20 protein-coding genes are annotated in these 25,012 nt (G+C 39.1%); 16 read left to right on the top strand and 4 right to left on the bottom strand.

The features are described 5' to 3' along the window. The first annotated feature begins 4 nt into the window (after window positions 1-4). From rpsC to H5090_RS09110, 14 genes are all read left to right on the top strand, one after another. The gene (gene rpsC / locus H5090_RS09175) at window positions 5-706 is read left to right on the top strand and encodes a 30S ribosomal protein S3 (protein WP_002957891.1); all 702 of its coding nucleotides are present in this window, start codon (window positions 5-7) and stop codon (window positions 704-706) included. 12 nt (window positions 707-718) lie between these two features. After that, entirely contained in the window at window positions 719-1,132 is a 414-nt protein-coding gene (gene rplP / locus H5090_RS09170; protein WP_002957890.1) for a 50S ribosomal protein L16, read from the top strand. Then, on the top strand, window positions 1,132-1,323 hold the full coding sequence (rpmC, locus tag H5090_RS09165; RefSeq protein ID WP_002957889.1) for a 50S ribosomal protein L29: 192 nt from the start codon (window positions 1,132-1,134) through the stop codon (window positions 1,321-1,323). Before rplP ends, rpmC begins: the two co-directional genes overlap by 1 nt. Continuing rightward, window positions 1,323-1,580: a 30S ribosomal protein S17 gene (rpsQ, locus tag H5090_RS09160; RefSeq protein WP_002957888.1), complete on the top strand. Its 258-nt coding sequence runs from the start codon at window positions 1,323-1,325 to the stop codon at window positions 1,578-1,580. Before rpmC ends, rpsQ begins: the two co-directional genes overlap by 1 nt. A 622-nt stretch (window positions 1,581-2,202) precedes the next feature. Then, window positions 2,203-2,670 carry a tRNA (adenosine(37)-N6)-threonylcarbamoyltransferase complex ATPase subunit type 1 TsaE gene (tsaE, locus tag H5090_RS09155; protein ID WP_182695523.1) on the top strand — a complete coding sequence of 156 codons (468 nt, stop codon included), beginning with the start codon at window positions 2,203-2,205 and terminating at the stop codon, window positions 2,668-2,670. Between the two features lie 27 nt (window positions 2,671-2,697). Further along, complete coding sequence (locus H5090_RS09150) at window positions 2,698-4,041, top strand: N-acetylmuramoyl-L-alanine amidase (RefSeq protein WP_182695522.1); 1,344 nt, start codon at window positions 2,698-2,700, stop codon at window positions 4,039-4,041. Window positions 4,042-4,077: 36 nt separating this feature from the next. Continuing rightward, on the top strand, window positions 4,078-5,925 hold the full coding sequence (gene mutL / locus H5090_RS09145; protein ID WP_182695521.1) for a DNA mismatch repair endonuclease MutL: 1,848 nt from the start codon (window positions 4,078-4,080) through the stop codon (window positions 5,923-5,925). Between the two features lie 10 nt (window positions 5,926-5,935). After that, window positions 5,936-6,853: a tRNA (adenosine(37)-N6)-dimethylallyltransferase MiaA gene (gene miaA, locus H5090_RS09140; protein WP_002957884.1), complete on the top strand. Its 918-nt coding sequence runs from the start codon at window positions 5,936-5,938 to the stop codon at window positions 6,851-6,853. A 78-nt stretch (window positions 6,854-6,931) separates the two neighbouring features. Then, a complete protein-coding gene (gene hfq, locus H5090_RS09135; RefSeq protein WP_024597268.1) occupies window positions 6,932-7,195 on the top strand; it encodes an RNA chaperone Hfq in 264 nt (87 codons plus the stop codon). A gap of 15 nt (window positions 7,196-7,210) precedes the next feature. Next, the gene (gene hflX, locus H5090_RS09130) at window positions 7,211-8,500 is read left to right on the top strand and encodes a ribosome rescue GTPase HflX (protein ID WP_024597267.1); all 1,290 of its coding nucleotides are present in this window, start codon (window positions 7,211-7,213) and stop codon (window positions 8,498-8,500) included. Between the two features lie 100 nt (window positions 8,501-8,600). Then, window positions 8,601-9,770 (top strand): FtsH protease activity modulator HflK, encoded by a 1,170-nt coding sequence (gene hflK / locus H5090_RS09125; protein WP_002957881.1) that lies wholly within the window; start codon window positions 8,601-8,603, stop codon window positions 9,768-9,770. A 5-nt stretch (window positions 9,771-9,775) separates the two neighbouring features. Continuing rightward, window positions 9,776-10,654 carry a protease modulator HflC gene (hflC, locus tag H5090_RS09120; protein WP_002957880.1) on the top strand — a complete coding sequence of 293 codons (879 nt, stop codon included), beginning with the start codon at window positions 9,776-9,778 and terminating at the stop codon, window positions 10,652-10,654. Window positions 10,655-10,868: 214 nt separating this feature from the next. Beyond that, entirely contained in the window at window positions 10,869-12,182 is a 1,314-nt protein-coding gene (locus H5090_RS09115; RefSeq protein WP_024597266.1) for an adenylosuccinate synthase, read from the top strand. Between the two features lie 111 nt (window positions 12,183-12,293). Next, window positions 12,294-12,932, top strand: a complete 639-nt coding sequence (locus H5090_RS09110; RefSeq protein ID WP_024597265.1) for a tetratricopeptide repeat protein — start codon at window positions 12,294-12,296, stop codon at window positions 12,930-12,932. Between the two features lie 69 nt (window positions 12,933-13,001). On the opposite strand, the gene H5090_RS09105 is transcribed toward H5090_RS09110, so the two are convergent. After that, on the bottom strand, window positions 13,002-14,849 hold the full coding sequence (locus H5090_RS09105; RefSeq protein WP_002957877.1) for a sodium:proton antiporter: 1,848 nt from the start codon (window positions 14,847-14,849) through the stop codon (window positions 13,002-13,004). A gap of 869 nt (window positions 14,850-15,718) precedes the next feature. Between H5090_RS09105 and proB the strand changes: the two genes are divergently transcribed. Together proB and H5090_RS09095 are read left to right on the top strand one after the other, a co-directional pair. Then, window positions 15,719-16,825 (top strand): glutamate 5-kinase, encoded by a 1,107-nt coding sequence (gene proB, locus H5090_RS09100; RefSeq protein WP_002957876.1) that lies wholly within the window; start codon window positions 15,719-15,721, stop codon window positions 16,823-16,825. Next, complete coding sequence (locus H5090_RS09095; protein ID WP_182695520.1) at window positions 16,822-18,069, top strand: glutamate-5-semialdehyde dehydrogenase; 1,248 nt, start codon at window positions 16,822-16,824, stop codon at window positions 18,067-18,069. Before proB ends, H5090_RS09095 begins: the two co-directional genes overlap by 4 nt. Window positions 18,070-18,141: 72 nt before the next feature. On the opposite strand, the gene H5090_RS09090 is transcribed toward H5090_RS09095, so the two are convergent. From H5090_RS09090 to H5090_RS09080, 3 genes are read right to left on the bottom strand one after another with little or no spacing between them, the layout of a single operon-like run. Further along, window positions 18,142-20,349, bottom strand: a complete 2,208-nt coding sequence (locus H5090_RS09090; RefSeq protein ID WP_182695519.1) for an EAL domain-containing protein — start codon at window positions 20,347-20,349, stop codon at window positions 18,142-18,144. A gap of 59 nt (window positions 20,350-20,408) precedes the next feature. Beyond that, entirely contained in the window at window positions 20,409-23,627 is a 3,219-nt protein-coding gene (locus tag H5090_RS09085) for a hybrid sensor histidine kinase/response regulator (RefSeq protein ID WP_182695518.1), read from the bottom strand. After that, complete coding sequence (locus H5090_RS09080; RefSeq protein ID WP_182695517.1) at window positions 23,627-24,889, bottom strand: PotD/PotF family extracellular solute-binding protein; 1,263 nt, start codon at window positions 24,887-24,889, stop codon at window positions 23,627-23,629. The genes H5090_RS09085 and H5090_RS09080 overlap by 1 nt, the downstream gene beginning before the upstream one ends. Between the last annotated feature and the right edge of the window lie 123 nt (window positions 24,890-25,012).

Here is a 25,012-nt window from a genome sequence, read left to right as displayed (position 1 = left end):
AGTAATGGGACAAAAAGTTCATCCTACTGGTATTCGCCTAGGTATATCTAAACCTTGGGTTTCTACCTGGTACGCGAGTTCAAAAGATTTCTCTGCACAGCTTTTTGGCGATCACAAAGTTCGTACATTCCTTACTAAGGAATTAAAAACGGCTTCTGTGTCTAAAATCGTTATTGAGCGTCCAGCAAAATCAATCCGAGTAACAATTCACACGGCTCGTCCGGGTGTTGTTATCGGTAAAAAAGGCGAAGACGTAGAAAAATTACGTCAAGCGGTAACTAAAATCGCTGGTGTACCTGCTCAGATTAATATCTCTGAAGTACGTAAACCAGAACTAGATGCACAACTAGTAGCAGACGGCATTGCCTCTCAACTAGAACGTCGTGTTATGTTCCGTCGCGCTATGAAGCGTTCGGTACAAAATGCAATGCGCATCGGTTCTAAAGGGATTAAAGTTGAAGTTAGCGGTCGTCTTGGCGGCGCTGAAATCGCACGTTCAGAATGGTATCGTGAAGGTCGTGTACCTCTACATACTCTTCGTGCTGATATCGATTACGCAACTTCTGAAGCCTTAACCACTTATGGTATCATTGGTGTTAAAGTTTGGATCTTCAAAGGCGAAGTTATTGGTGGTTTACCACTAGTACAAGAGCAAGAGAAGCCAGCTAAACGCGCACCAAAGAAAGCCAAGAAAAGTGCTAAGTAGAGGTAGCGAGTAATGTTACAGCCAAAACGTACAAAATTCCGTAAAATGCACAAAGGCCGCAACCGCGGTTTAGCGCAAAACGGTAACAAAGTAAGCTTCGGTACTTTCGGATTGAAAGCAACTGGCCGTGGCCGTATGACTGCTCGTCAAATCGAAGCAGCTCGTCGTGCTATGACGCGTCACGTGAAACGTCAAGGTAAAATCTGGATTCGTGTCTTCCCTGACAAACCGATTACAGAAAAACCTCTTGAAGTTCGTATGGGTAAAGGTAAAGGTTCTGTTGAATATTGGGTTGCTGAAATTCAGCCTGGTAAAGTACTTTACGAAATGGAAGGTGTTTCAGAAGAGCTTGCTCGTGAAGCGTTTGACCTTGCTGCTCGTAAACTGCCATTCAAAACAACTTTCGTAACTCGGACGGTAATGTGATGAAAGCTAGCGAACTAAAAGATAAAAGCGTAGAAGAGCTTAATGCTGAACTTCTAGGACTACTTCGTGAGCAATTTAATATGCGCATGCAAGCTAGCACTGGTCAGTTAGCTCAGACACACACGCTAAGAACAGTACGCCGCGATATCGCGCGTGTAAAAACAGTTATTAACCAGAAGGCAGGTCAATAATGAGCGATAAAATTCGTACTCTTCAAGGCCGTGTAATCAGCGACAAGATGGAAAAATCTTTCACTATCGCTATCGCACGTTATGTGAAGCACCCAATCTATGGGAAATTCATTAAACGTACGACTAAGTTACACGTACATGACGAAAATAACACAGCAAAAGCGGGTGACGTAGTTACTATCCGTGAATGCGCACCAATTTCTAAGAATAAATCTTGGACTTTAGTAGACGTTATTTCTAGTCCAAAACAAGCTTAATTTTTAATTAAGTTAGTTTTGTAAAAAAGCCCTGGCATTAGCCGGGGCTTTTTGTTTTCTGGAACTGCCTTGTCTTGAAACGTGTTTACACATTTAGGACTTATACCAATCCGCAATAATACTTAATCATTTTGTGGGGCTAAACGTGTCGCTACCTGCTTTAAAAAATGCTCATTTAGAACAACTAAATAGCGAATTTCTGCCTAGCTATCAACACGTTTTTCCAGCCTCAAAATAGATCACTTAATTAAGCGAATTGGTATTATCTTTTTATCAGAAATACAAAAGCATGCAGGGTAGTTTTCTGGTTTGTGTCATCAACTCCGTTGTTGCTATATATTTTTTAGTATCAGAACTAGTGGCTGAATCATAAAAGTTTGATTATAAGCTTACATATCTCAGTAACTTTAATACTTGCTATAGGCATATAAGCCGTAGCGTTACTTTTCTCTTACTTTATTTCAATGTTACAGTTTTAAGGTATCGAAAATAGATATTCAAATATAACTTAATCATTCGCTTGTCTGGTTTTTTTATGTCTAAAACCTCAATTTATCGCCTTAAATGAATATTCTGGTATGATTAGCAAATATGCGCTTTTGAATGAATTTTTGAGGTAATAATGACGCGTAGTTTTGAATTTCATTTAACTGATGAGATTGCCACGGTTACAATGGGTAATCGCGTTGCTGATATTATAGAGCAAGGTGCGGTTATTTATTTACATGGTGATTTAGGTGCTGGTAAAACAACGTTTACACGAGGTGTATTGCAAGGCTTTGGCCATACAGGTAAGGTTAAAAGCCCGACCTATACACTAGTAGAACCTTATGAGCTTGAGCGTGCAAATGTTTATCATTTTGACTTATACCGCTTAGGTGATCCTGAAGAACTCGAATACATGGGAATACGCGATTATTTCTCAGCAGACGCAATTTGTGTTGTTGAATGGCCTGAAAAGGGTGGTGAATTTATTCCTGTGCCTGATTTAGATATTACTCTAAGCTATGTGGGTAACGAACGTAAAATTGTTATAAATAGTGCGAGTGAGCGCGGTATAGCAATTGTCGAAAAACTAAATAATCAATAATAATATAGTTAAGGCAGTAATTATCCAATGAGCCGAGGTGTAGTTAAACTTTTTATTTATCTTATGGTTATCACCATAAGCTTGCCGCTATGGGCTAAAAACACAATCAATAGTGTGCGTGTATGGCCGTCTCCAGATAGTACGCGCGTGGTATTTGATTTAAATGATAAGCCCGACTTTAGCTATTTCATGCTTAAAAACCCTAGCCGCCTAGTGATTGATTTAGAAAATACTAGCGAGTTAAAAACATTGCCAGGTGTGCCCCCGAAACATCAAATAGTAAGCAAATTACGTTACTCAAAACCTAAAAATAACCAAAGCGTACGTTTAGTATTTGAATTAAGTGCGCCAATAAAGCCAGTGGTATTTGCCCTCGCACCTACAGGCCCTTATAAAAATAGACTTGTTGTTGATTTATACAATAAAAGCCAAGCTACTACAGTTGTTTCTCCTGCTCAAACAGCTGCTAAAAACCGTCAACTAAGCCAAGAGCGCGACATTGTTATTGCAATTGATGCGGGGCATGGCGGCGAAGATCCTGGTTCAATTGGGCCATCAGGCACCTACGAAAAAACAGTTACACTGCAAATTGCGAAACGTTTAGAGCGCATGATTGATGGCGAACGTGGCATGATTTCGCGCATGGTACGAAGCGGTGACTATTTTGTAAAATTAAATACCCGTACTAATCGAGCCCGTGAAAAAAAGGCAGATTTTTTTGTTTCTATTCATGCTGATGCATTTACAAGCCCTGGACCAAATGGTGCCTCTGTGTGGGTTTTATCATTGAGACGTGCTAATTCAGAAATAGGTAAATGGATAGAAGATAAAGAAAAACACTCCGAGCTTTTAGGTGGCGCTGCTGATGTAATGAAAGATGCCGCCAATGAAAAATATCTAGCACAAGCGTTGCTTGATATGTCGATGGACCACTCTATGAAAACTGGCTTAAATGTAGCTGACGAAGTGGTTAAAGAGCTTCGTAAGGTTGCCAAACTGCATAAAAAAGATCCTCAGCATGCGAGCCTTGCAGTACTAAAATCACCAGATATTCCATCTATTTTGGTAGAAACAGGGTTTATATCTAACCCGCGAGAAGAAAAGCTACTTAAAAGCCCTAATCATCAAGAGCGTTTAGCTAAAGCGATATTTACTTCAATTAAAAATTATTATTTGAAAAATCCGCCGGATGATTCTTTATTTGCTAAATTAAAGTCGCAATATCCAACAAAGCATAAAGTACGCCCCGGTGAATCTTTAAGTATGTTAGCGAGTCGCTATGGCGTTACAGTCAATAAATTAAAACAAGTTAATAAGCTTAGTTCTAATACCTTATTTATTGGGCAAGAGCTCGATATACCTCAAAGTTAGTCATTATTATTAGCGCAATGTTTGCTAGGAAGTCTCATGAATATTGAAATATTACCCGCGCGTTTAGCCAACCAAATTGCCGCAGGCGAAGTGGTTGAGCGCCCAGCGTCGGTAGTAAAAGAGCTTGTTGAAAATAGCTTAGATGCTGGCGCAACGCGTATTCAAATTGATATTGAGCGCGGCGGCCACAAACTTATTCGTATTCGTGATAATGGCGCAGGGATAAGTAAAGATGAGCTAACGCTCGCACTTTCTCGCCACGCGACAAGTAAATTAAAATCACTTGATGACCTTGAAAACATTTGCTCACTTGGCTTTAGAGGGGAAGCACTTGCGTCAATTAGTTCTGTGTCGCGTTTAACGCTGAGCTCAAAACCAAAAGAGCAAGAAGCAGCTTGGCAAGCTTTTGCAGAAGGCCGCGACATGGCCGTTCAAGTAAAACCTGTAGCGCATCCCGATGGCACAACCATTGAAGTAAAAGATTTATTTTTTAATACTCCAGCACGTCGTAAATTTTTACGCACCGAAAAAACTGAATTTAGCCATATTGATGAGTTGATAAAGCGTATTGCGCTTAGTCGCTTTGATGTCTCTATTACACTAACTCACAACGAAAAAGTAGTAAGGCAGTATCGTGCCAAAACTGATCCCTCTCAGGCTATAACACGCGTAGCACAAGTTGCAGGTAAGTCCTTTGCTGAGCAAGGTTTGCATATTCAATCAGGAGAGGGCGGCCTACAGCTGCATGGTTGGGTGCTACCTGTAGGCTCAGCGAATACGACTCAGTACACTTATGTGAATAATCGCATGATGCGCGATAAGCTTATTTTGCATGCTATACGCCAGGCATTTGAAGAAGTAAGTGGAACACAAGAATTACCCGGTTTTGTCATTTATATTGATATTGACCCACGACAGGTTGATGTCAATGTTCACCCTGCTAAGCATGAAGTGCGTTTTCATCAAGGGCGGTTAATTCATGATTTTATATTGCAAGCTATTAAGCAGGTAGTAGTGCCATTGCAAGGCGAATTCACTAACGAATCAGCGAGCATAGAAGCAGAATTCACGCCAGCGTTCATTGAGTCAACGCATAGCAGTGCTAATAATATAGAAAGCGAAGGAGTGTTTGATTACCCTAAATCGCAATTACAGCCCTCTTACTCTGGAAGTGCTGGTAGCTCAAGTTCGTCCTCTGGTACTAGAAGTGTTGGCGGTGCATACCGTGCTGCACCAAGTACGAGCCATCATGACGTAAATGCGTTTTATCAAGGAGTGAGTGAGCAACACGCCGCGCATTTTGATAATGCAGCCAATATATCTGCTGCACTACACCAGTCCGTATCTGTGGATAATGTCTTAAAAGCTGTTTCTATTATAAGTGTTAGTGAAGGAGTGTGTGTCTATAGTGAAGAGCAGCAATTGTATTGCTCACATTTTAAATATGCATTAGTTGATGATTGGCATAATCAAATTAAAGAGTTCGGAAGTTTAGAAGGGAAAGCCCTTTTGTTACCAGTGCGAGTAAACTTAGAAAAAGAAGATTGCTTACTTATAGAATCCCAGCAATCGTGGTTTACCTTACTTGGTTTTGAACTTGTAATAGAAAAACAATTTGTAATGGTTAAAAAATTGCCAGCGTGTTTATATTTACTTGATGTAAGTGCAGCGGTAGGTGAGCTACTTGATGCGTGTAAAGCAAAACTTGAAAATATAGAGAATTGGTTAGAATGGCAAATGAAATGCGTGCCGACCCGATTTTATTTAAGCAATATATTTTTAGCGCAACAAATGCGCTTACAAAATAATCCACAAACTATTGAACGCTTGCGTAAAAAAGCAGTTAAAATAGAGCTAAATCACTATTTAACGCAATTAGATTAAGGTATCAGTGTTGAGTAATTTACCAGTTATATTTTTAATGGGTCCAACTGCAGCAGGTAAAACAGCATTGGCAATCTCGCTGTGCGAGCATTTAAATACAGAAATAATCAGCGTAGATTCAGCGCTAGTGTATAAAGGTATGGACATTGGTACAGCAAAACCTGATGCGGAAGAATTAGCCAAAGCTCCGCATCATTTAATTGATCTACTTGACCCGAGTGAAACGTATTCAGTTGCAGATTTTAGGCGCGATGCAGTGCAAAAAATTGACGAATTTCACAGACAAGGTAAAGTGCCTGTATTGGTTGGAGGTACAATGCTGTACTTCAAATCTTTAATTGATGGTTTATCGCCTTTACCTGAAGCAGATACAGAGATAAGAGCAGAGTTAGAAGCGCAAGCGAAAGAATTTGGCTGGCCTCATTTATATAAAGAATTAGTTAAAGTTGACCCAAAAGCAGCCGAAAAAATAAGTGAAAATGATTCACAAAGAATTAATCGAGCTTTAGAGGTTTACAGGTTAACTGGTAAGACCATGACTGAGTTGCAAATGCAAAAACAGCCGGCTTTACCTTATACTTTTCATCAATTTGCGATTGCACCGCAAGAACGCAGTGAATTACACCGCCGAATTGAAGAAAGGTTTAAAATAATGATTGATCAGGGGTTTGAAAATGAAGTTTCGACCCTATATCTACGTAAGGATTTACACCCCAATATGCCTTCTATTCGTTGTGTTGGTTATAGACAAATGTGGGATTACCTTGCGGGTGAAACAAACCATGATGAAATGGTTTTTCGTGGCATCGCAGCAACACGTCAGCTGGCAAAACGGCAGTTAACGTGGCTTCGTAGTTGGCCTGATGTTACTTGGTTAACAACAGGCGACGAAGAAAACTTGCATCGTGTAGTAAGTTCGCTAAGCTAGTAGTAGTTGAATATTGTTTTTTATCAAATAAGTTCAGCCACTTAATTATAATAACACCTAGAACGAAGGAACAATAACATGGCAAAAGGCCAATCGTTACAAGACCCATTTTTGAATGCACTACGACGTGAGCGCATTCCAGTATCAATCTTTTTGGTAAATGGCATAAAATTACAAGGCAAAATTCAGTCATTTGACCAATTTGTTATTTTACTAGAGAACACCGTAAATCAAATGGTTTATAAGCATGCAATTTCTACAGTTGTCCCTGCTCGCGCAGTTAACTTCCAAGCAGTTCAAGGGAGTGAAGACACTGAAGAGGCAGAAGCTGGAAACTTTTAATTAGGAGCATAATGTTTGTTTGACCGCTATGAATCCGGCGAACAGGCAATTTTAGTTCATATCGACTTGCCTAAAGAAGGAGATCGTGAAGATCTTCATGAATTAGAAATGTTGGTATCTTCTGCTGGTGTTAGTAGTTTGGCGGTTGTGCAAGGCAGCCGTCAAGCACCACATCCGAAACTATTCGTCGGTACCGGTAAAGCAGAAGAAATAGCTGAGATTGTCAAAATCCACAAAGCAGATGTCGTAATTTTTAATCATCAACTCAGGCCATCACAAGAGCGTAATTTAGAGCGCGTTTGTCAATGTCGTGTGCTTGATAGAACGACGCTAATTCTTGATATTTTTGCCCAACGCGCACGTACCCACGAGGGTAAGCTGCAAGTTGAATTGGCTCAACTTCGCCATATGTCGACTCGATTAATTCGAGGCTGGACTCACCTTGAACGTCAAAAAGGCGGGATTGGTTTACGTGGTCCTGGTGAAACTCAACTTGAAACTGACAGAAGATTACTTCGTGCCCGTATTCAAAATATTCGTGCACGTTTAGCTAAAGTTGCAGTGCAACGTGAACAAGGTAGGCGAGCTCGTACTCGCAACGAAATACCTACAGTTTCATTAGTTGGTTATACCAATGCGGGTAAATCTACATTATTTAATCGAATTACAAATTCAGATGTATACGCGGCCGATCAGTTGTTTGCCACGCTTGACCCGACTCTACGTAAGCTTGAGTTAGGTGATGTTGGCCCTGTTATCTTAGCTGATACAGTGGGCTTTATTCGTCACCTACCACATGACTTAGTTGCTGCTTTTAAAGCAACGCTTACTGAAACTCGCGAAGCTGATTTGCAGTTACATGTAATTGATGCCGCAGACTCACGTCTGCAAGAAAATATTGAACAAGTACAATCGGTGCTTAAAGAAATTGAGGCCGATGAAGTACCACAGCTATTAATTTATAATAAAATTGATGCGCTGGATAACGTAAGCCCACGTATTGATCGAGATGACGAAGGTCAACCTATAAGAGTATGGCTTAGCGCTCAGACTGGTGAAGGGTGTGAATTACTTAGCGAGGCTATCAGTGAGTTACTAGCTAAGAAGATGTTTAACGAAACATTATTTCTTACGCCATTGTATGGTCGCTTAAGAGCTGCATTGTTCAGTTTAAATGCAGTGCATGAAGAGCAATTTGATGAGCAAGGTAATTGGCTGTTAGATGTTAGAATGCCAATGGTTGAGTGGAATCGTTTAATTAAAGAATTTGGTCCTGAAATTGCTGGTTTTATCAACCGTAATTAAAAATTGACGTTTTAATGTCGGTTTTTGTATGAGAAACGCGGTAGATTTGTTAGATTTAACACAATTTCCTAATTTATTTAGATAACAATGGAGTATAGCTATGGCCTGGAATGAACCGGGTAATAATGGCAATGACAAAGATCCGTGGAATAATAAAGGCGGACGTGATCAAGGCCCACCTGATTTAGACGAGGTGTTCCGCAAGTTTAGTAACAAGTTCAGCGGCTTATTTGGCGGGAAAAAATCCGGCAATGGTAGCGGCGGTGGACTTGGCGGAGCCGGTATTTCATTCATACTTATTATCGCCGTTATTGTATGGGCGTTAAGTGGTATTTATACGGTTAAAGAAGCCGAGCGTGGTGTGGTTCTACAATTTGGTAAATATGACCGAATTGCTGATCCTGGTTTGCGCTGGAAAATGACTTTCATCGAAACGGTAATCCCAGTAGATATTGAAGCTGTTCGTTCATTATCGGCTTCTGGTTTTATGCTTACTGAAGACGAAAACGTAGTGAGCGTTGAGTTTCAGGTGCAATACCGTGTTATTGACCCATACCTTTATGAATTTAGCGTAACTAACGCTGATAGTAGCTTAGAAGAAGCGCTAGACAGTGCACTGCGTTATGTTGTGGGCCATGCAAAAATGGACCAAGTATTAACTAATGGCCGTGAGGTTGTTCGTCAAAATACATGGGATGAGCTTAATAAGATTATCGAACCATATAACTTAGGTTTAATTGTTACTGACGTGAACTTTAAAGACTCTCGTCCACCAACTGAAGTTAAAGATGCATTTGATGATGCAATTGCTGCACAAGAAGATGAAGAACGTTTCATCCGTGAAGCAGAAGCATATGCTCGTGAAATTGAACCGCGTGCTCGTGGTCAAGTAACGCGTATGACTCAAGAAGCGGAAGGTTATCAAGAGCGCATTACATTGGAAGCACAAGGTGAGGTAGCTCGCTTTGAAAAGCTTTTACCTGAATATCAAGCAGCTAAAGAAGTTACTCGTGAGCGCTTATACATTGATGCAATGGAAGAAGTGTTAGGGAGTAGTTCTAAAATATTGGTTGATGTTAAAGGCGGCAATAACATGATGTATTTACCTCTTGATAAAATCATGGACAAGCAAGGAACCGCAACACGAGTTGCACTTCCAAGTTCAAGTGATATTCAAGACTTACGTAATAAAGTTAATACGTCGCGCAATAGCTCTGTTAATAGTGGCAATGACCGCTTTAACAACGACCGCTTCAATGATGGGAGATAATCATAATGAAAAACTTTAGTTTAGTAATACTATTAGCTGCCATTGTTATGTCTTTCTCATCGGTATTTGTTGTACCTGAAGGGCAAAAAGCAATTGTAATGTTATTCAGTAAAGTACAAAAAGATAGCGACGATAAAGCGATTGTATATGGCCCAGGCCTACAATTTAAAGTACCATTTTTTAGCCAAGTACGTCGTATTGATGCACGTATTCAAACGCTAGATGGTGCGCCAGATCGCTTTGTTACTAGCGAGAAAAAAGACTTAATTGTTGATTCGTTTGTAAAATGGCGCGTTAATGACTTTAGTGCCTTTTACTTACGTGCTCGTGGCGATAAGCAATATGCTGAAACGCTACTTAAGCAAAAAGTAAACAATGGTCTTCGTACAAACTTTGGTACACGTACAATTCGCGAAATTGTATCAGGTGAGCGTAGCGAGTTGATGGAAGAAGCGTTAGTACAAGCTTCTGAAAGTGCACGTGAGCTAGGTATTGAAGTACTAGACGTACGTGTTAAGCAAATCAACTTACCACAAGAAGTGAGTAGCTCTATTTACCAACGTATGCGCGCTGAGCGTACTGCGGTTGCAAAAGAGCACCGTTCTGAAGGTCAGGAAAAAGCAGAGACTATTCGTGCGGGAGTTGACCGTCGAGTAACTGTAATGCTTGCTGATGCTGAGCGTAATGCACGTTCTGTACGTGGTCAAGGCGATGCTGATGCTGCAGGCATTTATGCTAATGCGTATAACAAAGACCCTGAGTTCTTTAGTTTTGTACGTTCGCTGGAAGCTTACAAAAAGACTTTTAAAGATAAGCAAGATGTTATGGTGCTTTCACCAGATAGCGACTTCTTCCAATATATGAAAGGCGCTAAAGCTCAATAGACTTTACGTTAATTATTTAAAAGTTAAAAAGCCTCGCATTTGCGGGGCTTTTTGTTAAATACAAACTAGTGCGTTAAATCACTGTTATTTATGTGGTTATTGGTCAATATTTGGATATAACAATTGCCCGCAGAAAAAATAAGCTGAACAGGGGTGATCTTTACTTTAGTTTTCTGGTAAAATCTCGTCCTAATTTTCTCTAAGTGAATTTACGATGGGTAAAAACGTTGTTGTATTAGGCACCCAATGGGGTGACGAAGGAAAGGGTAAGGTAGTTGATCTCCTTACAGACAAAGCATCTTTAGTAGTTCGTTATCAAGGTGGCCACAATGCGGGTCATACTTTAGTTATCGAAGGTGAAAAGACGGTTCTACACCTTATTCCATCGGGTGTATTACGTGACAATGTTAAATGTGTGATTGGTAATGGTGTAGTTTTATCACCAGAAGCGCTAATGAGAGAAATTGGCATGCTTGAAGAGCGCGGCGTACCAGTACGCGAGCGTCTTTTAATAAGTGAAGCATGTCCGCTAATCTTGCCTTTCCATGTTGCATTAGATGTAGCCCGCGAAACAGCTCGTGGCGATAAGCCTATTGGTACAACTGGCCGTGGAATCGGTCCTGCGTACGAAGATAAAGTAGCACGTCGTGGTTTACGCGTAGGCGATTTATTTAATCCTGAAGTATTTGCAGCTAAATTAAAAGAAGTGCTTGAGTACCACAACTTCACTTTAGTTAACTACTACAAAGTAGATGCTGTAGATTTCCAAAAAACGTTTGATGATGCAATGGCTGTTGCTGATATCTTAAAAGCAATGGTTGTAGATGTAACTGAGCTTTTAGATCAAACGCGTTTAGCAGGCGAAAACATTTTATTTGAAGGTGCACAAGGTACGTTACTTGATATAGATCACGGTACTTACCCTTATGTAACATCTTCAAACACTACCGCTGGTGGCGTTGCTACTGGTGCAGGTTTTGGTCCATTAAACCTTGATTACGTTTTAGGTATTATTAAAGCGTACACGACACGTGTTGGTTCAGGTCCTTTCCCTACAGAGCTTTACGACGGTCTTGATAAACAAGATCCAGTTGGTAAGCACCTAGGTGATAAAGGCCATGAGTTTGGCGCTACAACAGGTCGACTTCGTCGTACTGGTTGGTTAGATGCAGTGGCTATGCGCCGTGCAGTTCAAATCAACAGTATTTCAGGTTTTTGTTTAACTAAGCTTGATGTTTTAGATGGCTTAGAAACACTTAAAATCTGTACTGGTTACAAGCTTGAAGATGGCACAGTTACTAACGTAACACCATTAGCGGCTGAAGGTTACGATAAAGTAACACCAGTATACGAAGAAATGCCAGGTTGGTCAGAAAACACTGTTGGTGTAACTAGTCTTGACGGTTTACCAAAAGCTGCGATTGACTACATCAAACGTATTGAAGAAATTACGGGTGTTCCAATTGATATTATTTCTACAGGTCCTGACCGTGTAGAAACTATGGTGCTTCGCAATCCGTTTGCGTAATTACCATTAGATTAAAAAAAGCTGCTCCGTGCAGCTTTTTTTGTGTCTAAAATTCACCTTGGAACGATCTTTGTATATTATTTAATAAGTTTATTTATATAAGTGGTGAACATGCGTTTATTTAATCGTAATTGCGTACTAAGGCTTTCGTTAATACCGCTGTCTTTATTTATAGCAACCAACAGCTTAGCTACAGAAAGCCCTGCTGCTGTGCCGCTGTATACAGAATCAGAGCTAATTGCGTTAATAAATAAAAATACGCATTTAGCGCGCGTAAAGGCAGATGATTGCCAGTTGGTGCAAGATATAGAAGCACGAGCCAATAAAATGGCATTGCCGTCTTATCAATTTTTATACGGCGATATGCTGGCTTATAACGTGTGCGTTGATCGCAATGTAGAGTTAGGGGTGTATTACATGCGAAAAGCAGCTGAGCAAGGCTTAGCTGCAGCGCTAGAGCAATTGGGACGATACTACGACACTGGTCGCTTAGTTCAGCAAGATAAAGCAATGGCAATTACGTATTTGCGTGAAGCCTCGTCGCAAGGCAATTTAAAAGCACAACTACGTTTAGTTAAATTATTTAATGATGGCTATGGCAGCCCGCGTGATTTTGAAGATGCCTATCGTTGGCTATTTAATTCTATGGTGGCAGATAAAGCGACTCATAAAAAAATTGAGCGAGCGCTGACTAAGTTAGCGCAAAAAATGCCAGATAGTGTGGTTGCTCGAGCTCGCCTTCCTATTTAATGGCTTTTAAAAACAAAACCCTAACTTTTTAAGTTAGGGTTTTTTAGTTTTTACAGACCGTAAAAGTATTTAGCTGTCTTCTTTAGCCTTTGTTTGCGGGTCTTTTAAAACTGACATTTTAGGCGGCTGCAATGCAACAACGCGTTCGCCTTCTTGCGGCGGTTTTTCCATGTTGATTGTAAACGGTCTTAGCTTAATTGGTGTATCGTCATCACTGTCTTTATCACCTTTGAGAATAAATAAAGGGATAGCCTCAGGGTTCATTTCTAAGTATTGTTCCCAGCTAAACTCATCCGAGATACGTGTTGAGCTAACCTTACCGCCTTTAGCTATAATACTGCTTAAACGTGCATACGAGCCTTCGTCTCCAAACAGTATTTGTCTAGATAAAAACGTTGCGCTGTCTTTATTTGCTTTTGCATGCGACGTTGATGAGCGTAGCGAAAATACATTTTTCTCATTAAGTAAATGCGAAAAGTATTGAACACCTAACGCATTATGATGACGATTTGGCGATAATGCTAATACACTACGAATCGTTGTTAGAGGTAAGTAGCGTTCAGCATGCTCTGATTGCGGGTTACCATAATAACAAGCTAAACCATCCATACGTGCCATTCTGCAGTTTTCCCATGCAGGATCTGACAGATGAACCGGAATGTTTTGCTCTTGTAAGCCTCGGCCGATTGCACGCGATACATGGTTTGCACCAATAATTAATATTGTATTTGGCGATGGCTGGCGTACACCTAATAGCTTGGCGACAGGAATGGCGGTTAAGCTCTGTAGTACAACGGTAATTATAATTACTGTAAATATAAGAGGTACCATTTTTTCAGCATCCGCAACACCAGACTCCATCATGCTAAGCGCAAATACCGACCCAACGGCTGCGGCGACTATACCGCGTGGAGCTATCCAGGCAAGTACCAAACGAGACTTCATTGGTAAGTCAGTACCAAAGGTCGAAATAGCAATACACAGTGGCCGAGCAACAAAAAGCACGATAGCTAAAAATATAAATACATCGCTGTCGAGCATCATTAAATCAGAGAGCTGTAAGCGTGCTGCAAGTAAAATAAACAGCGTTGATATTAATATCATCGACAAGTCTTCTTTGAACTCAAGTACAGAATCTATTTCTAAATCGTCTTGGTTAGCAAGCCAAATACCAAATACAGTCACTGCTAATAGGCCTGATTCATGGCTTAAATAGTTTGATACAGAAAAACTAATGAGTACCAATGCCAATATACCAAACTTATGTAATTCAAATGGTAGCCACTCGCGGCGCATTAATAGTGTTGTTAACCAACCAGCAGCAACACCAATACTTAATCCAACACCTAGGGTTTTAACTAAAGCAATAATAGTGTGGCTAAATACTTCGCCTTGGCCTACCAGCATTACGGCTTCAAATACTAATACAGCGAATAATGCGCCGATCGGGTCTATTACAATACCTTCCCATCGAAGTATGCGGTCAATGTCTTGTGTTGGGCGCATTGAGTTTAATAGCGGTGCTATAACAGTAGGGCCTGTTACAACTAGCACTGCACCTAATACCGCAGCTACACGCCAATTAAGTTCAAGCAACCAATAGGCGCTGAGGCTAATAATAATACAGGTAGTAAGCATGCCGATGGAGCAAAGGTTTCTTACAACTTTTCCGATTCCTTTTAGCTCTCTGAAATGCAGAGTTAAGGATCCTTCAAATAAAATGATGGCAACACTTAGTGATACAACTGGAAACAGTAAATCACCTAACAATGCATCAGGGTCTAAAACACCACTAAATGGCCCAAGTAAAAGACCAGTAAGCAATAAGAAAAGAATAGCGGGCACTCTAAAAGCCCACGCGACCCATTGGGCAAGCACAGAGCAAAGTGCGATACCGGCTATGTAAATTGCTGACATAGATTAAGAATTCCTTATTTATGACGGTTTGTTTAGAAAGTATAACTTTTGTTAATTATTAATACAGGGGTATACACGGGAAATTAAAATATTACTAATCAATTTTAGCTGCTTATAGAAGATTAGTAGGCTTAAATTATTTTACGCGTGTTAAGCCGCCTTATTTTAGGCTGTATTAATTGTTTAATTGGTTGAATTTTAATAACAATCTAACACCACAAACGAGGAGGAATTAGCTTCGCTCGAATTTTAACCTTGATTTTTAAGGGGTATTTAGTGTAATATGCTTCGTGTTCTAATAATTAGTTATCTAATGAAGTTTATTGGAAGTAAAAGTGGTTTGTTAATCTTAACGTCATTTTTAATCTTTATAATCATGCATTAGTGGTGTTACTAGTATTCGAACACTACATAATTTCATTTGCCGAACTCTTGGTATGGTTTTGCTAAACAAGTTTATTTAATTATTTAAGTAAATAAAGGTTTGAGTTGAACTATTACTTTCAATGTTTAACCCCCATCGTGGCGGTTAAATCTCGGTCCTTTGGTCTTCACCCTATCTGTTGGTGTATCAGACTTTAGAGGCTCTATGTATGTTGTTAATAAAAAAGCCACACACAGCTTTTTACAGCGATGCATAAACAACACTTTTAAATTTTTTGATTAGTGCTGCTCGATATTATTGGGTTGTTGCTACTTTATACTTAACCTTAAATCTAAGCTTATTGTTTTAGATATGGTTTTCGCGTGTGTGTAAAAAAGTGTTGCCTAAATGAAAGACAAATTCGAAGCTATGTTTTAAACCTAGCTACTTAGTTTTAGCTCGTCTAATTAAGGTGAGCGCAGATAAAATGGAAAGTTGAGCATTTATGCAAAAGTTAAATTGGCGACGTATCGTACTTAAAGTAGGTAGTGCATTAATTGCACCAGATCAAGATGGCTGCCGTTCGCGTTACATATTAACCATCGCACAGTTCATTGTTCGTTGTCGTGCCCGTGGAATCGAGGTGATTTTAGTATCATCGGGTTCTGTAGCGGCTGGCGCGCATTTATTCCCATCAGACAAACCACGCTCTGTGGTAATGAAAAAAGCAATGGCGGCAGCAGGTCAAACAGAAATGATTGCCATGTGGGACCGCTTTTTTGACTTTCCATCTGCGCAGCTATTATTAACGCATGGCGATTTACGTGACCGCGAGCGTTACCAGAGCATCCGTGAAACCGTGTTCACTTTACTTGAACATGGTGTACTTCCTATCATTAATGAAAACGATGCAGTAACCACCGACGATTTACGAGTAGGGGACAACGATAACTTATCAGCAATGGTCGCAGCAGCTGCCGATGCCGATGCTTTATTAATATTCTCAGACGTTGATGGGCTATATGATAAAAACCCTAACTTACATGATGATGCGGTGTTACTGCCTGAAATAAAATCAATTGATGAATCTATTTATGCTATGGCAGGATGTGCTACAAGTGCGGTAGGTACTGGTGGTATGAAAACTAAAATAGAAGCGGCAGAAAAAGCAACGTCACATGGTATAGCGACTTATATTATAAATGGCTTTAAAGAAGAAACATTTACAAAACTGCTAGCTGGAGAAAACCCAGGTAGTGTATTTTTACCGTACGAAAAACCGATGCAGGACTCTATTCATTGGATGACACATACAGCAAATGAGCAAGGTGAAGTTGTTGTTGATGGATCATTTGATGAATCTCTTGAAGGTGAAAGTGGATGTATTCGTGGTGACGAAATCATGGAAGTTCACGGTGAATTTGCCGTGGGTGATACCATTTTAGTACGTAGTGAAGACGGTACGCGTTTAGCTAAAGCGACCGCAAATTATAGTAGCTGTTTGTTAAACTTTATTGCAGACAACGAACAGAGTGAATTCAGCGAAAAAATGCAGGATTCAATTGGACCAGTTATATCTGAAAAACATATCGCATTATTGGAGAAGTCATGAGTTTAATTACGGACATTTCACGTCAGGCAGCTAAAGCTGCACATACACTTGCTTTACTCGATACCGAGACTAAAAACAAAGTACTAGTTGAAATGGCAGCGGTACTAAGAGAGCAAAAAGCATTTATAATAAAAGAAAATGAAAGTGATTTAAGCGCAGCACGCGACAATAACTTAGCTGCCTCAATGATCGACCGCTTAACGTTAAACGATGAGCGTATTGAAGCAATGGCTGAAGGAATTGAAGTAATCGTAAGCCTTGATGATCCTGTTGGTCAGCTGCGTGATATTACTGAGCGCCCAAATGGTATTAAAATTCGCAAAATGCGCGTACCTCTTGGCGTTGTATGTATGATTTACGAAGCACGCCCGAATGTGACAGCAGACGCTGGTGCATTATGTTTTAAGTCAGGTAATGGCGTAATTTTACGTGGCGGCAAAGAAGCACTTAGAAGTTCACAAGCTATCGCAAGTGTAATGCACAGCGTACTTGAGAAGTACAACTTACCGGTATCACTTATTTCAGTGATTCCAGATCCAGACCGTGCGCTGTTAATGGAACTGATGCAGCAACGCGAAAGCATTGATTTAATCATTCCACGCGGCGGCGAGGGTTTAATTAACTTTGTTACTGAAAACAGTACGATCCCAGTAATTCAGCATTACAAAGGCGTTTGTCATCTATATGTAGATAAAGATGCCGACCTAGAAATTGCGCTTAACTTACTGCTTAACGGTAAAACCCAGCGTACCGGTGTTTGTAATGCACTAGAAGGTTTAGTTGTGCATCAAGATGTGGCAGATGAGTTTTTAAATTTGTGTGCAGTTGTATTACGCCAAGAAGGTGTAAAAATAAATGCTGACAGCTTTGCAGCTAAATACTTTGATAACGCAACAGTCCTAGCTGATAACGAATTTGGTGAAGAATATCTAGACCTAGAAATCGCTATTCGCGTTGTACCAAACTTTACGGCAGCGGTTGAACACATTGCACAGTTTGGATCAAACCATACAGAAGTAATTTGTACTAAAAATGAAGCTGCTGCAGAGTTATTCCAACGTAGTGTTGATGCTTCTGTAGTAATGGTTAACGCATCGTCTCGTTTTTCTGATGGCTCACAATTGGGCCTAGGTGCAGAGATTGGAATAGCTACTTCCAAGCTACATGCATACGGTCCTATGGGCCTCGAATCACTAACGACAGAAAAGTATTTAGTTAATGGAGTTGGCCAAGTTCGCGAGTAACCGCAAAAATCAAGTCCATAAAAAGCCGAGCATATTTATGCTCGGCTTTTTAGTTTATAAATCACGCTACAGTTACTTTAACTTTTTTAACCAATCACTTGCAGGTTCTGGTCTATGCAAATAATAGCCTTGCAGAATAACCTCAGGATACTCCTGTAGTAAATCAAAGTGGGACTGGTTCTCTACGCCTTCAGCAACTATCTCGAGTTCAAATAAACGACCTAAGCTTACAATCATATCAATAATTAGTTTATCGTTGTTATCGGTAGGAGCCTCTAAAACAAAAGAACGATCAATTTTAAGTTCTTGTATTGGTAATTGTTTTAGGTAGGTTAAGCTCGAATATCCAGTACCAAAGTCATCAATTGATACTCTAATACCTAGCTTCTTGAGAAAGTGAACAGCTTCAATAGCCGCTTCCATATGATTAAGTAACGTACCTTCAATTATCTCAATAGTGAGTTGTTGAGGATTAATGTTATGTTGCTGTATCTGTTGGCTAATAAAGTTTAAAAAACGCGCTTCATGAAAGTGCCTGCCACTTATATTAATTGATAAGTTTAACTCAGGGTGGGTTTTACCAAGTTGCGTTAGTATTTCAAGTGCATTTGAAGTTACCCAGCAATCTAAATCATAAATTATGTCTGACTCTTCCGCTATAGATATAAACTCACCAGGGCTAATAAAGCCTTTTTGAGGGTGCTCCCATCTTAATAAAACCTCAGCGCCCTTAAGAGTTTGGTTTCGATCAAATTGGGATTGTAAATATAGCGATAGCTCATTATTTAAAATAGCTTTACGTAAATCTTGTTCTATTTCAAAACGGCGTTTTGCTTGCTCGCCAAATGAAGTATCAAAAAAGGTAACTCTATTGCCGCCTTTCTCTTTTGCCTTGTAACAGGCCGCTTCACAGTTACGAATAGTCTCAATAGCACTTTCCCATTGATCTTCTCGTGGAAAAATATAGGTGCCTATACTTACTGTTAAGCTAACGTCTTGTTCAGCAACGACAAATGGATGGTTTACACTTGCAAGTAGCTCTTGGGCTTTATTTTCAGCCATTGCTTGAGCTCTAGCTCTGCCCACACCTTTTTCAACTGTACATAGTACTGCAAATTCATCACTACCTAAGCGAGCAATAACATCTTTTTTACTCACGTGAGTATGGATTCGTTTAGTTAATTCTTTTAATATGTTATCGCCAGCGAGTAATCCTAATCCATCATTGATTGAGTGGAAGCTGTCTATGTCAATAATATAGATATAGGCATAACTATTTTCGGTACTGCAAACCTGAAGTTGCTGCTCTAACTGCTTTAAAAAACCATTTCGGTTTGGTAAACCTGTAAGGTCATCGTGCCATGTTAGGTAGTCAATTCTTTCTTGGGTTACTTTAACGCTCGAAATATCACTAAATACACCAATATAGTGCACGTTAGTATCTTGATCGCCTTTAACCAAACTGAGAGTTAGTAGCTCTGGATAAAGTTCGCCATTTTTTCGTCTGGTTACAAGCTCACCACTCCAATAGCCTGCTTGATTCGCATGTTCCCATACTTGGTCAAAGCTAATACTAGGGTGGTTGTTTTGTTTAATATCGTGCAACTGCATTTGCAGTGAGTCTGATTCACAGTAACCGGTTATACGGCAAAATGAAGGGTTTACGGCTATAATTTTGCCATTACTATCGGCAATAACAACACCATCAGCGGTTCCCGTTAGGGCTTGATAAAATAATTTTTGTTTTGATGAGAGTTCTTTTAATTCTTCTTCTCGCTGGCTAAGCTCTTTCGCAAGAGACTCTATTTCGAGTAGCTTGTCGTGCAGGTCAAAGTTTTTTTCTATAAGCCTATCTAGCATGCCTTGAGCGGTAATATGAGTGCGAATGCGTGCTCTAACGAGCGCTAGCTTGTAAGGTTTGTGTATGTAGTCAATTGCGCCCATCGCGAAGCCTTTTTCTTCAGACTCTTCCTCGGTAAGCGCTGTTACAAATATGACAGGGATCCCTTTGGTATTTTGTTTCGCTTTGAGTATATTACATACTTCGTAGCCGTCCATGCCTGGCATCATTATGTCTAATAAAATCAAGTCAGGCCGAGTTGACTCAATAAAGATCAAAGCCTGCTCACCACTAGTAGAAATACGTACATCGTAGTCAGTTAAAAGTCCTTCTACTAATACGTGTAAATTACTAGGTTCGTCATCAACAATAAGAATTAAAGGTTTATGCTTTTGTTCTGTGGTTAATCCATTACTGTTTGCGAGGTAATTTGAATGCACTATCTGTCCTTCTCTGCGTTCTTTACAATATTAAATCTAGTTCAGGTTAGTGGTTATGCCTAATTTTTATTATCGTTTCTATACATATCAATAAGCTCAATTACTAACGCGTAGTTAAAATGATCAATTGCTTCTTTGAGCTTAAATAGGGAGTGGCCTCTCTCATATTGATTCATTTCTAGCTGTCTAACCAAACTGCTAGGTACGGGGCGAGCCGTTAATGCTAATGAGTATATATTATCAATAACCGAGTCTTCGTTTTCTAGTTGATGTTGCTGTATATGTTCTTTTTTAAAGCTGTCAGCTATCAAAAATTGTTTTACAGCAAAAAGTGTAAGTGTTAATTGTTCATTAAAATGAGATAAGTTAATACTTTTCTTATCTATTAAGCTTTTCTCAACACTTTGCGCGCTGTGTTGCAGTAGCTCAAAGCCTAATGTGCCGGCCAGTCCTTTGAGTGTATGTACTAGTCGAATTAAGCTTTCTAACTCTCTATTTTTGATTAATATATCAGCTTTAGTCGAAAAGTCATTGTAATCGTTGACAAACTGAGTAAATAATTTAGTTAACAATTTGTCATTGTTTTCTAGGTTTTCTTTTGCTAATGGCAGGTTTATAGTGCTCAGAGGTTCACTACTTTGCAGATGCTTTTCTATACTTTTGTAAAGTGCATCAAAAATAATCGGTTTTACTAAAAAGTCATCCATACCGGCTCTAAATGCTGCTTTTTTATCATTAGGGTCTGCGGCTGCCGTAATAGCAATTATAGGAGTTTTGTAGCCTCGCTCTCTTAATATGCTTGTTGCTTCTAGTCCGTCCATAACTGGCATTTGAACATCCATAAAAATAATATCGATGTCATTTGTCTCTATTTTATCTAATGCATCATGTCCATTATCAGCAATGATCACGGTCATATCTAATCTGGCTAAAAGAGCGGAAGCTATTTCTTGATTAATTTTATTGTCGTCAACAACTAATGCATTAAAACCCGAGAATTTAGGATGGGGCTTTAATTGCTTTTCTTTAAAATTATTTGGTGCGAGTGCTCTTAAAATTTCTACTTCACTATTTTTATTACCAATAATTATAATGTTTATATTTTCATTTTTTGCAATTGGTTCTGGAGACTCTTCATCGGTAATTAATAAAATAAGTGTCAATTTTTCATTAACGTTTTTATTTTGAGCGTACAGTTGTTGTAAAATAAAGTTATCGTTGAGCTCTTTTTTTTCTATCGACATTATTACAATACTAAATGGGCTACTAGGCTGAGACATTTTTGCAATGGCTCTTAATGGTTCTTTTGTTGTTTCTGTCGTTATGTCTATACCACTTAGTAAGTCCATTAATTTTTTAATTTGCTCATTATCAGGGCTAATTAATAAGGCGTGTTTTTTAAGCTTTTGTTGCTCAGATAAAGTAAAGGGTAGAGTAAAGAAAAACTCGCTACCTTGATTAATCGTGCTCCTTACTTGTATATCTCCGCCCAGCAATTTAGTTAATTGTTTGCTTATAGTGAGTCCTAAACCGGTCCCACCATACTTTCTTGTTGTGCTTGAATCACCTTGCGAGAAAGACTGGAATATAATTTTTGATTGCTCTTCAGTCATCCCAATACCCGTGTCTTTTATACTAAAGCGAAGGTTTATTGTTTTTTCGTGTTGAGATGTCGCTTCTATAATTAATGATATTTCACCATGCTCAGTAAACTTAATTGCGTTACCTACACAGTTATTTATTATTTGGCTTAAGTGCATTGGGTCGCCAATAAGTTCAAGCCCTGCATCAACGTGTAAAGTAAAGTTTAATAACAAACCTTTTTGCTTGGCATTTGTTGAGAATAAATTTTGAACGTTAGAAACTATAGTATGTAAGGTAAAAGGGATTTGCTCTAACTGAACTTTTTCCGATTCTAGCTTAGAAAAATCCAGAATATTGTTTAAAATCTGCAATAAATTTTGAGCACTTGAAAAAGCTTTATCTGCGTAGTGTTTTTGCCTTGAGGGAAGCTCGCTGCTTTGTAAAAGTTGCAACATACCTAATATGCCATTCATTGGGGTGCGAAGTTCATGACTCATATTGGCTACAAAATCTATTTTTGTTTTATTGGCTTTATCGGTTTGCTCCATGGCACTCGTCAGGTCGGCATTCATTGCTTCCATTTGGGAATTTAATACGCGGGTTTCATTGAGTAGCTCTTTGGTTTGCTTATTTTTTAAATATAAAGCGTTAGCTGCTTTTATTACCGATGCTATTTCAGTTTGATTTTGGCTGTTATTTGAAATAGTTACTGGCTTTTCGCTATTCATATCTTTAAGTAATAAAGTGAGCTGAGTAATTGGTTTTATAACCGATCTAAAAATAAAATAGCTTAAAAATAAAATGATTAACATAATTAAAACGGCAAATATATTTGCCTGTTCTGTATTTTTTGTTAAGTGGCTACTTAGTAGCTCTTCTGTTTTGATTAGTTTATTTTTTTCTATGTTTTTAATTTCATTAGTTAAATACAGCAATTCGTTTTCTATGCCTGTAAGCACTACATTTACAGAAAAAGTGTAGCTACGGGTGAGTAATACAAGTTGGTTATAAGCTTGTTTTAAGCTTGTTGTTTTATTGGAGAGGGATTCATTTATTACAGAGGTGCTCGTTAGTTTTTTATGTAAGTGATTTAAGTTTTGTTTTACATTTTGTGCTTCATCAAAATTAGGTTTATAGAGGTAGCTTATAATTGCATGTTTTAAATTACTTATTGTGAGTAAAACATCGTTAAAAATAACTTTATTATCATTGTTTGAAGACCCTTCTAAATCACTAATTGTTACTTGTAAGTCATCAATAGGTTGTTTGAACTGAGTAATGTAAAGGTGTTCGCGTTTTTGTCTGTTTACGACAACTTGGCCAAATGTATCTTGGTAATTACTTAAATACTCGCCAAGGCGTATTAGTGAGTTTTGATACTCAGGGGTCTGGTTTTGAGTGTTTGTTTTTAGCTGCTCGAGATTTAGATTTGCCTTATTTAAGTAAAAATTAAATTTGGTAATCGTATTTTCATTTGCATTGTCAATAAATGAAACTGCATGCCCTTGCAGGGAAATAATATCGTTTTCTAAGTTAGTTACAGCTTCACTTTGAATAAGCGCGTTATGTTGCGATTTTTGCAAGTTAAGTAAAGACGTTTGCGAATAGTTAAACAAATAGCTCTGTAAAAGAAGTAATCCAATCAGCGAACACAGAGCTAATATTATTTTTGATTTAATTGAGTTTATTATCATTATCGGCTAATCAACTCATACCATTTTTGCAGGCTGTAGTCATAGGTTGGCATAACTGTATTCCACACTGCTACATTACTAAAGCGTTTATGGTAACTACCGCCATTACGTTGCCCACCTGCTTTTACTGCTACGTCGCCATTGGTATTTAATAAATCTATGTTTGTTGCTTTTCCACCGTACCAGTAATCCCATTCAGACTGAGATAGGAGTAGTTTAGAGCGCTGCGGGTTACTAATGTAATAACCTTGGCGAGCAATAAATGCACCAGGCCAGCCTGAAAGCCACCAATTCATATAATCGTAAGCTGCATCTTTTGCGCTACTTTGTATTTGTGACGATAAACACATAACACCATGCCAGCCTCGGTAGCCTTCTTTTGGCGCGGCAAATCGTACATTAATATTTTGGCTGTTTAATGCAGAAACTGCAGGCGAAAACATGCTTTCTATATGGGCTCGTTTACTTTTCATAAATTCAATCGACTCAGGAACCGAGTTCCAATAGCCACTAAAGTGACCTTGGCGTTTAAAGTCGAGTAATATACTAAACAATCTATCAAGTTCTGGGCGGGTCATTGCACCTATATTGTTAAATTTTATAAGCCCTTTACTTTGTGCTGCTAGGGCTAGGTCAAATAATCCAATGGTAGGCGCATTTACAATAGCTACTTTACCTCTGTTCTCGTCATCAAGCAGCCAACTCCAGCTTTCTGTTTCGTATGCTATACCGGGCTTAATAAAGTCGGTGTTGTAACCAAAAGAGTCAACATTATGCACATAAGGTAAAAAGCTAAGATGATCGCTTTCTTGTGCGCTTAATGTGCCATCGGGTTGAACATTTAATAATTTATAGGGGGAATCACCTGCACCAATACTTGCAGTTTCGGTTAGTTTTCCCGTTTTAGTAAGTGGATTTATCTCGTTAAAGTAGGTGAGTCGTTTTTTTTCTATTGGCTGAATGGAACCTGCATCCCAAAGCACATTAATGCTGTCTGACCATTGTTCGTATAAATCAAAGGAGCTAGGGTCCATTGATGCCTTTTGCAAAACAGCAGCGCTGCCTGCGGGAGTAAACTCTATATTAATACCCAAGTCACTCATCGCTTGCTTGCGGATAGCCTCTTGGAGTGTTACATGCGTACCAAGCACTCTTAATGTGACTTTTTTTCGGGCAAAAACATAAGGCGCATGTGTTATTGCACCAGCTGTTAAACCTATTGCAGCTAGCTTTTTTAGCGTTGAACGCTTAGGGTTGTCCATGTTAAGCCTAAAGTACTAATGTGTGACATTATGTATAGCTAAGAACTTGTAAAGACACAAGTTGAATGGATAAATTTAAAATTATATAGAATGAAAAATTAGAATATTAGGGTGTCAAAAAAT

Origin of the sequence: Pseudoalteromonas sp. SR43-5 (assembly GCF_014163835.1) — a bacterium.
Classification (GTDB): domain Bacteria; phylum Pseudomonadota; class Gammaproteobacteria; order Enterobacterales; family Alteromonadaceae; genus Pseudoalteromonas; species Pseudoalteromonas distincta.
The sequence above is the reverse complement of the archived record's forward strand: the minus strand, read 5'-3'. Positions and strand labels throughout refer to the sequence as shown.

Bases quoted from the DNA above. Each gene is read 5' to 3' on its own strand.
- rpsC (WP_002957891.1), top strand. From the start codon at position 5: ATGGGACAAAAAGTTCATCCTACTGGTATTCGCCTAGGTATATCTAAA.
- rplP (WP_002957890.1), top strand. From the start codon at position 719: ATGTTACAGCCAAAACGTACAAAATTCCGTAAAATGCACAAAGGCCGC.
- rpmC (WP_002957889.1), top strand. From the start codon at position 1,132: ATGAAAGCTAGCGAACTAAAAGATAAAAGCGTAGAAGAGCTTAATGCT.
- rpsQ (WP_002957888.1), top strand. From the start codon at position 1,323: ATGAGCGATAAAATTCGTACTCTTCAAGGCCGTGTAATCAGCGACAAG.
- tsaE (WP_182695523.1), top strand. From the start codon at position 2,203: ATGACGCGTAGTTTTGAATTTCATTTAACTGATGAGATTGCCACGGTT.
- H5090_RS09150 (WP_182695522.1), top strand. From the start codon at position 2,698: ATGAGCCGAGGTGTAGTTAAACTTTTTATTTATCTTATGGTTATCACC.
- mutL (WP_182695521.1), top strand. From the start codon at position 4,078: ATGAATATTGAAATATTACCCGCGCGTTTAGCCAACCAAATTGCCGCA.
- hfq (WP_024597268.1), top strand. From the start codon at position 6,932: ATGGCAAAAGGCCAATCGTTACAAGACCCATTTTTGAATGCACTACGA.
- hflK (WP_002957881.1), top strand. From the start codon at position 8,601: ATGGCCTGGAATGAACCGGGTAATAATGGCAATGACAAAGATCCGTGG.
- hflC (WP_002957880.1), top strand. From the start codon at position 9,776: ATGAAAAACTTTAGTTTAGTAATACTATTAGCTGCCATTGTTATGTCT.
- H5090_RS09115 (WP_024597266.1), top strand. From the start codon at position 10,869: ATGGGTAAAAACGTTGTTGTATTAGGCACCCAATGGGGTGACGAAGGA.
- H5090_RS09110 (WP_024597265.1), top strand. From the start codon at position 12,294: ATGCGTTTATTTAATCGTAATTGCGTACTAAGGCTTTCGTTAATACCG.
- H5090_RS09105 (WP_002957877.1), bottom strand. From the start codon at position 14,849: ATGTCAGCAATTTACATAGCCGGTATCGCACTTTGCTCTGTGCTTGCC.
- proB (WP_002957876.1), top strand. From the start codon at position 15,719: ATGCAAAAGTTAAATTGGCGACGTATCGTACTTAAAGTAGGTAGTGCA.
- H5090_RS09095 (WP_182695520.1), top strand. From the start codon at position 16,822: ATGAGTTTAATTACGGACATTTCACGTCAGGCAGCTAAAGCTGCACAT.
- H5090_RS09085 (WP_182695518.1), bottom strand. From the start codon at position 23,627: ATGATAATAAACTCAATTAAATCAAAAATAATATTAGCTCTGTGTTCG.
- H5090_RS09080 (WP_182695517.1), bottom strand. From the start codon at position 24,889: ATGGACAACCCTAAGCGTTCAACGCTAAAAAAGCTAGCTGCAATAGGT.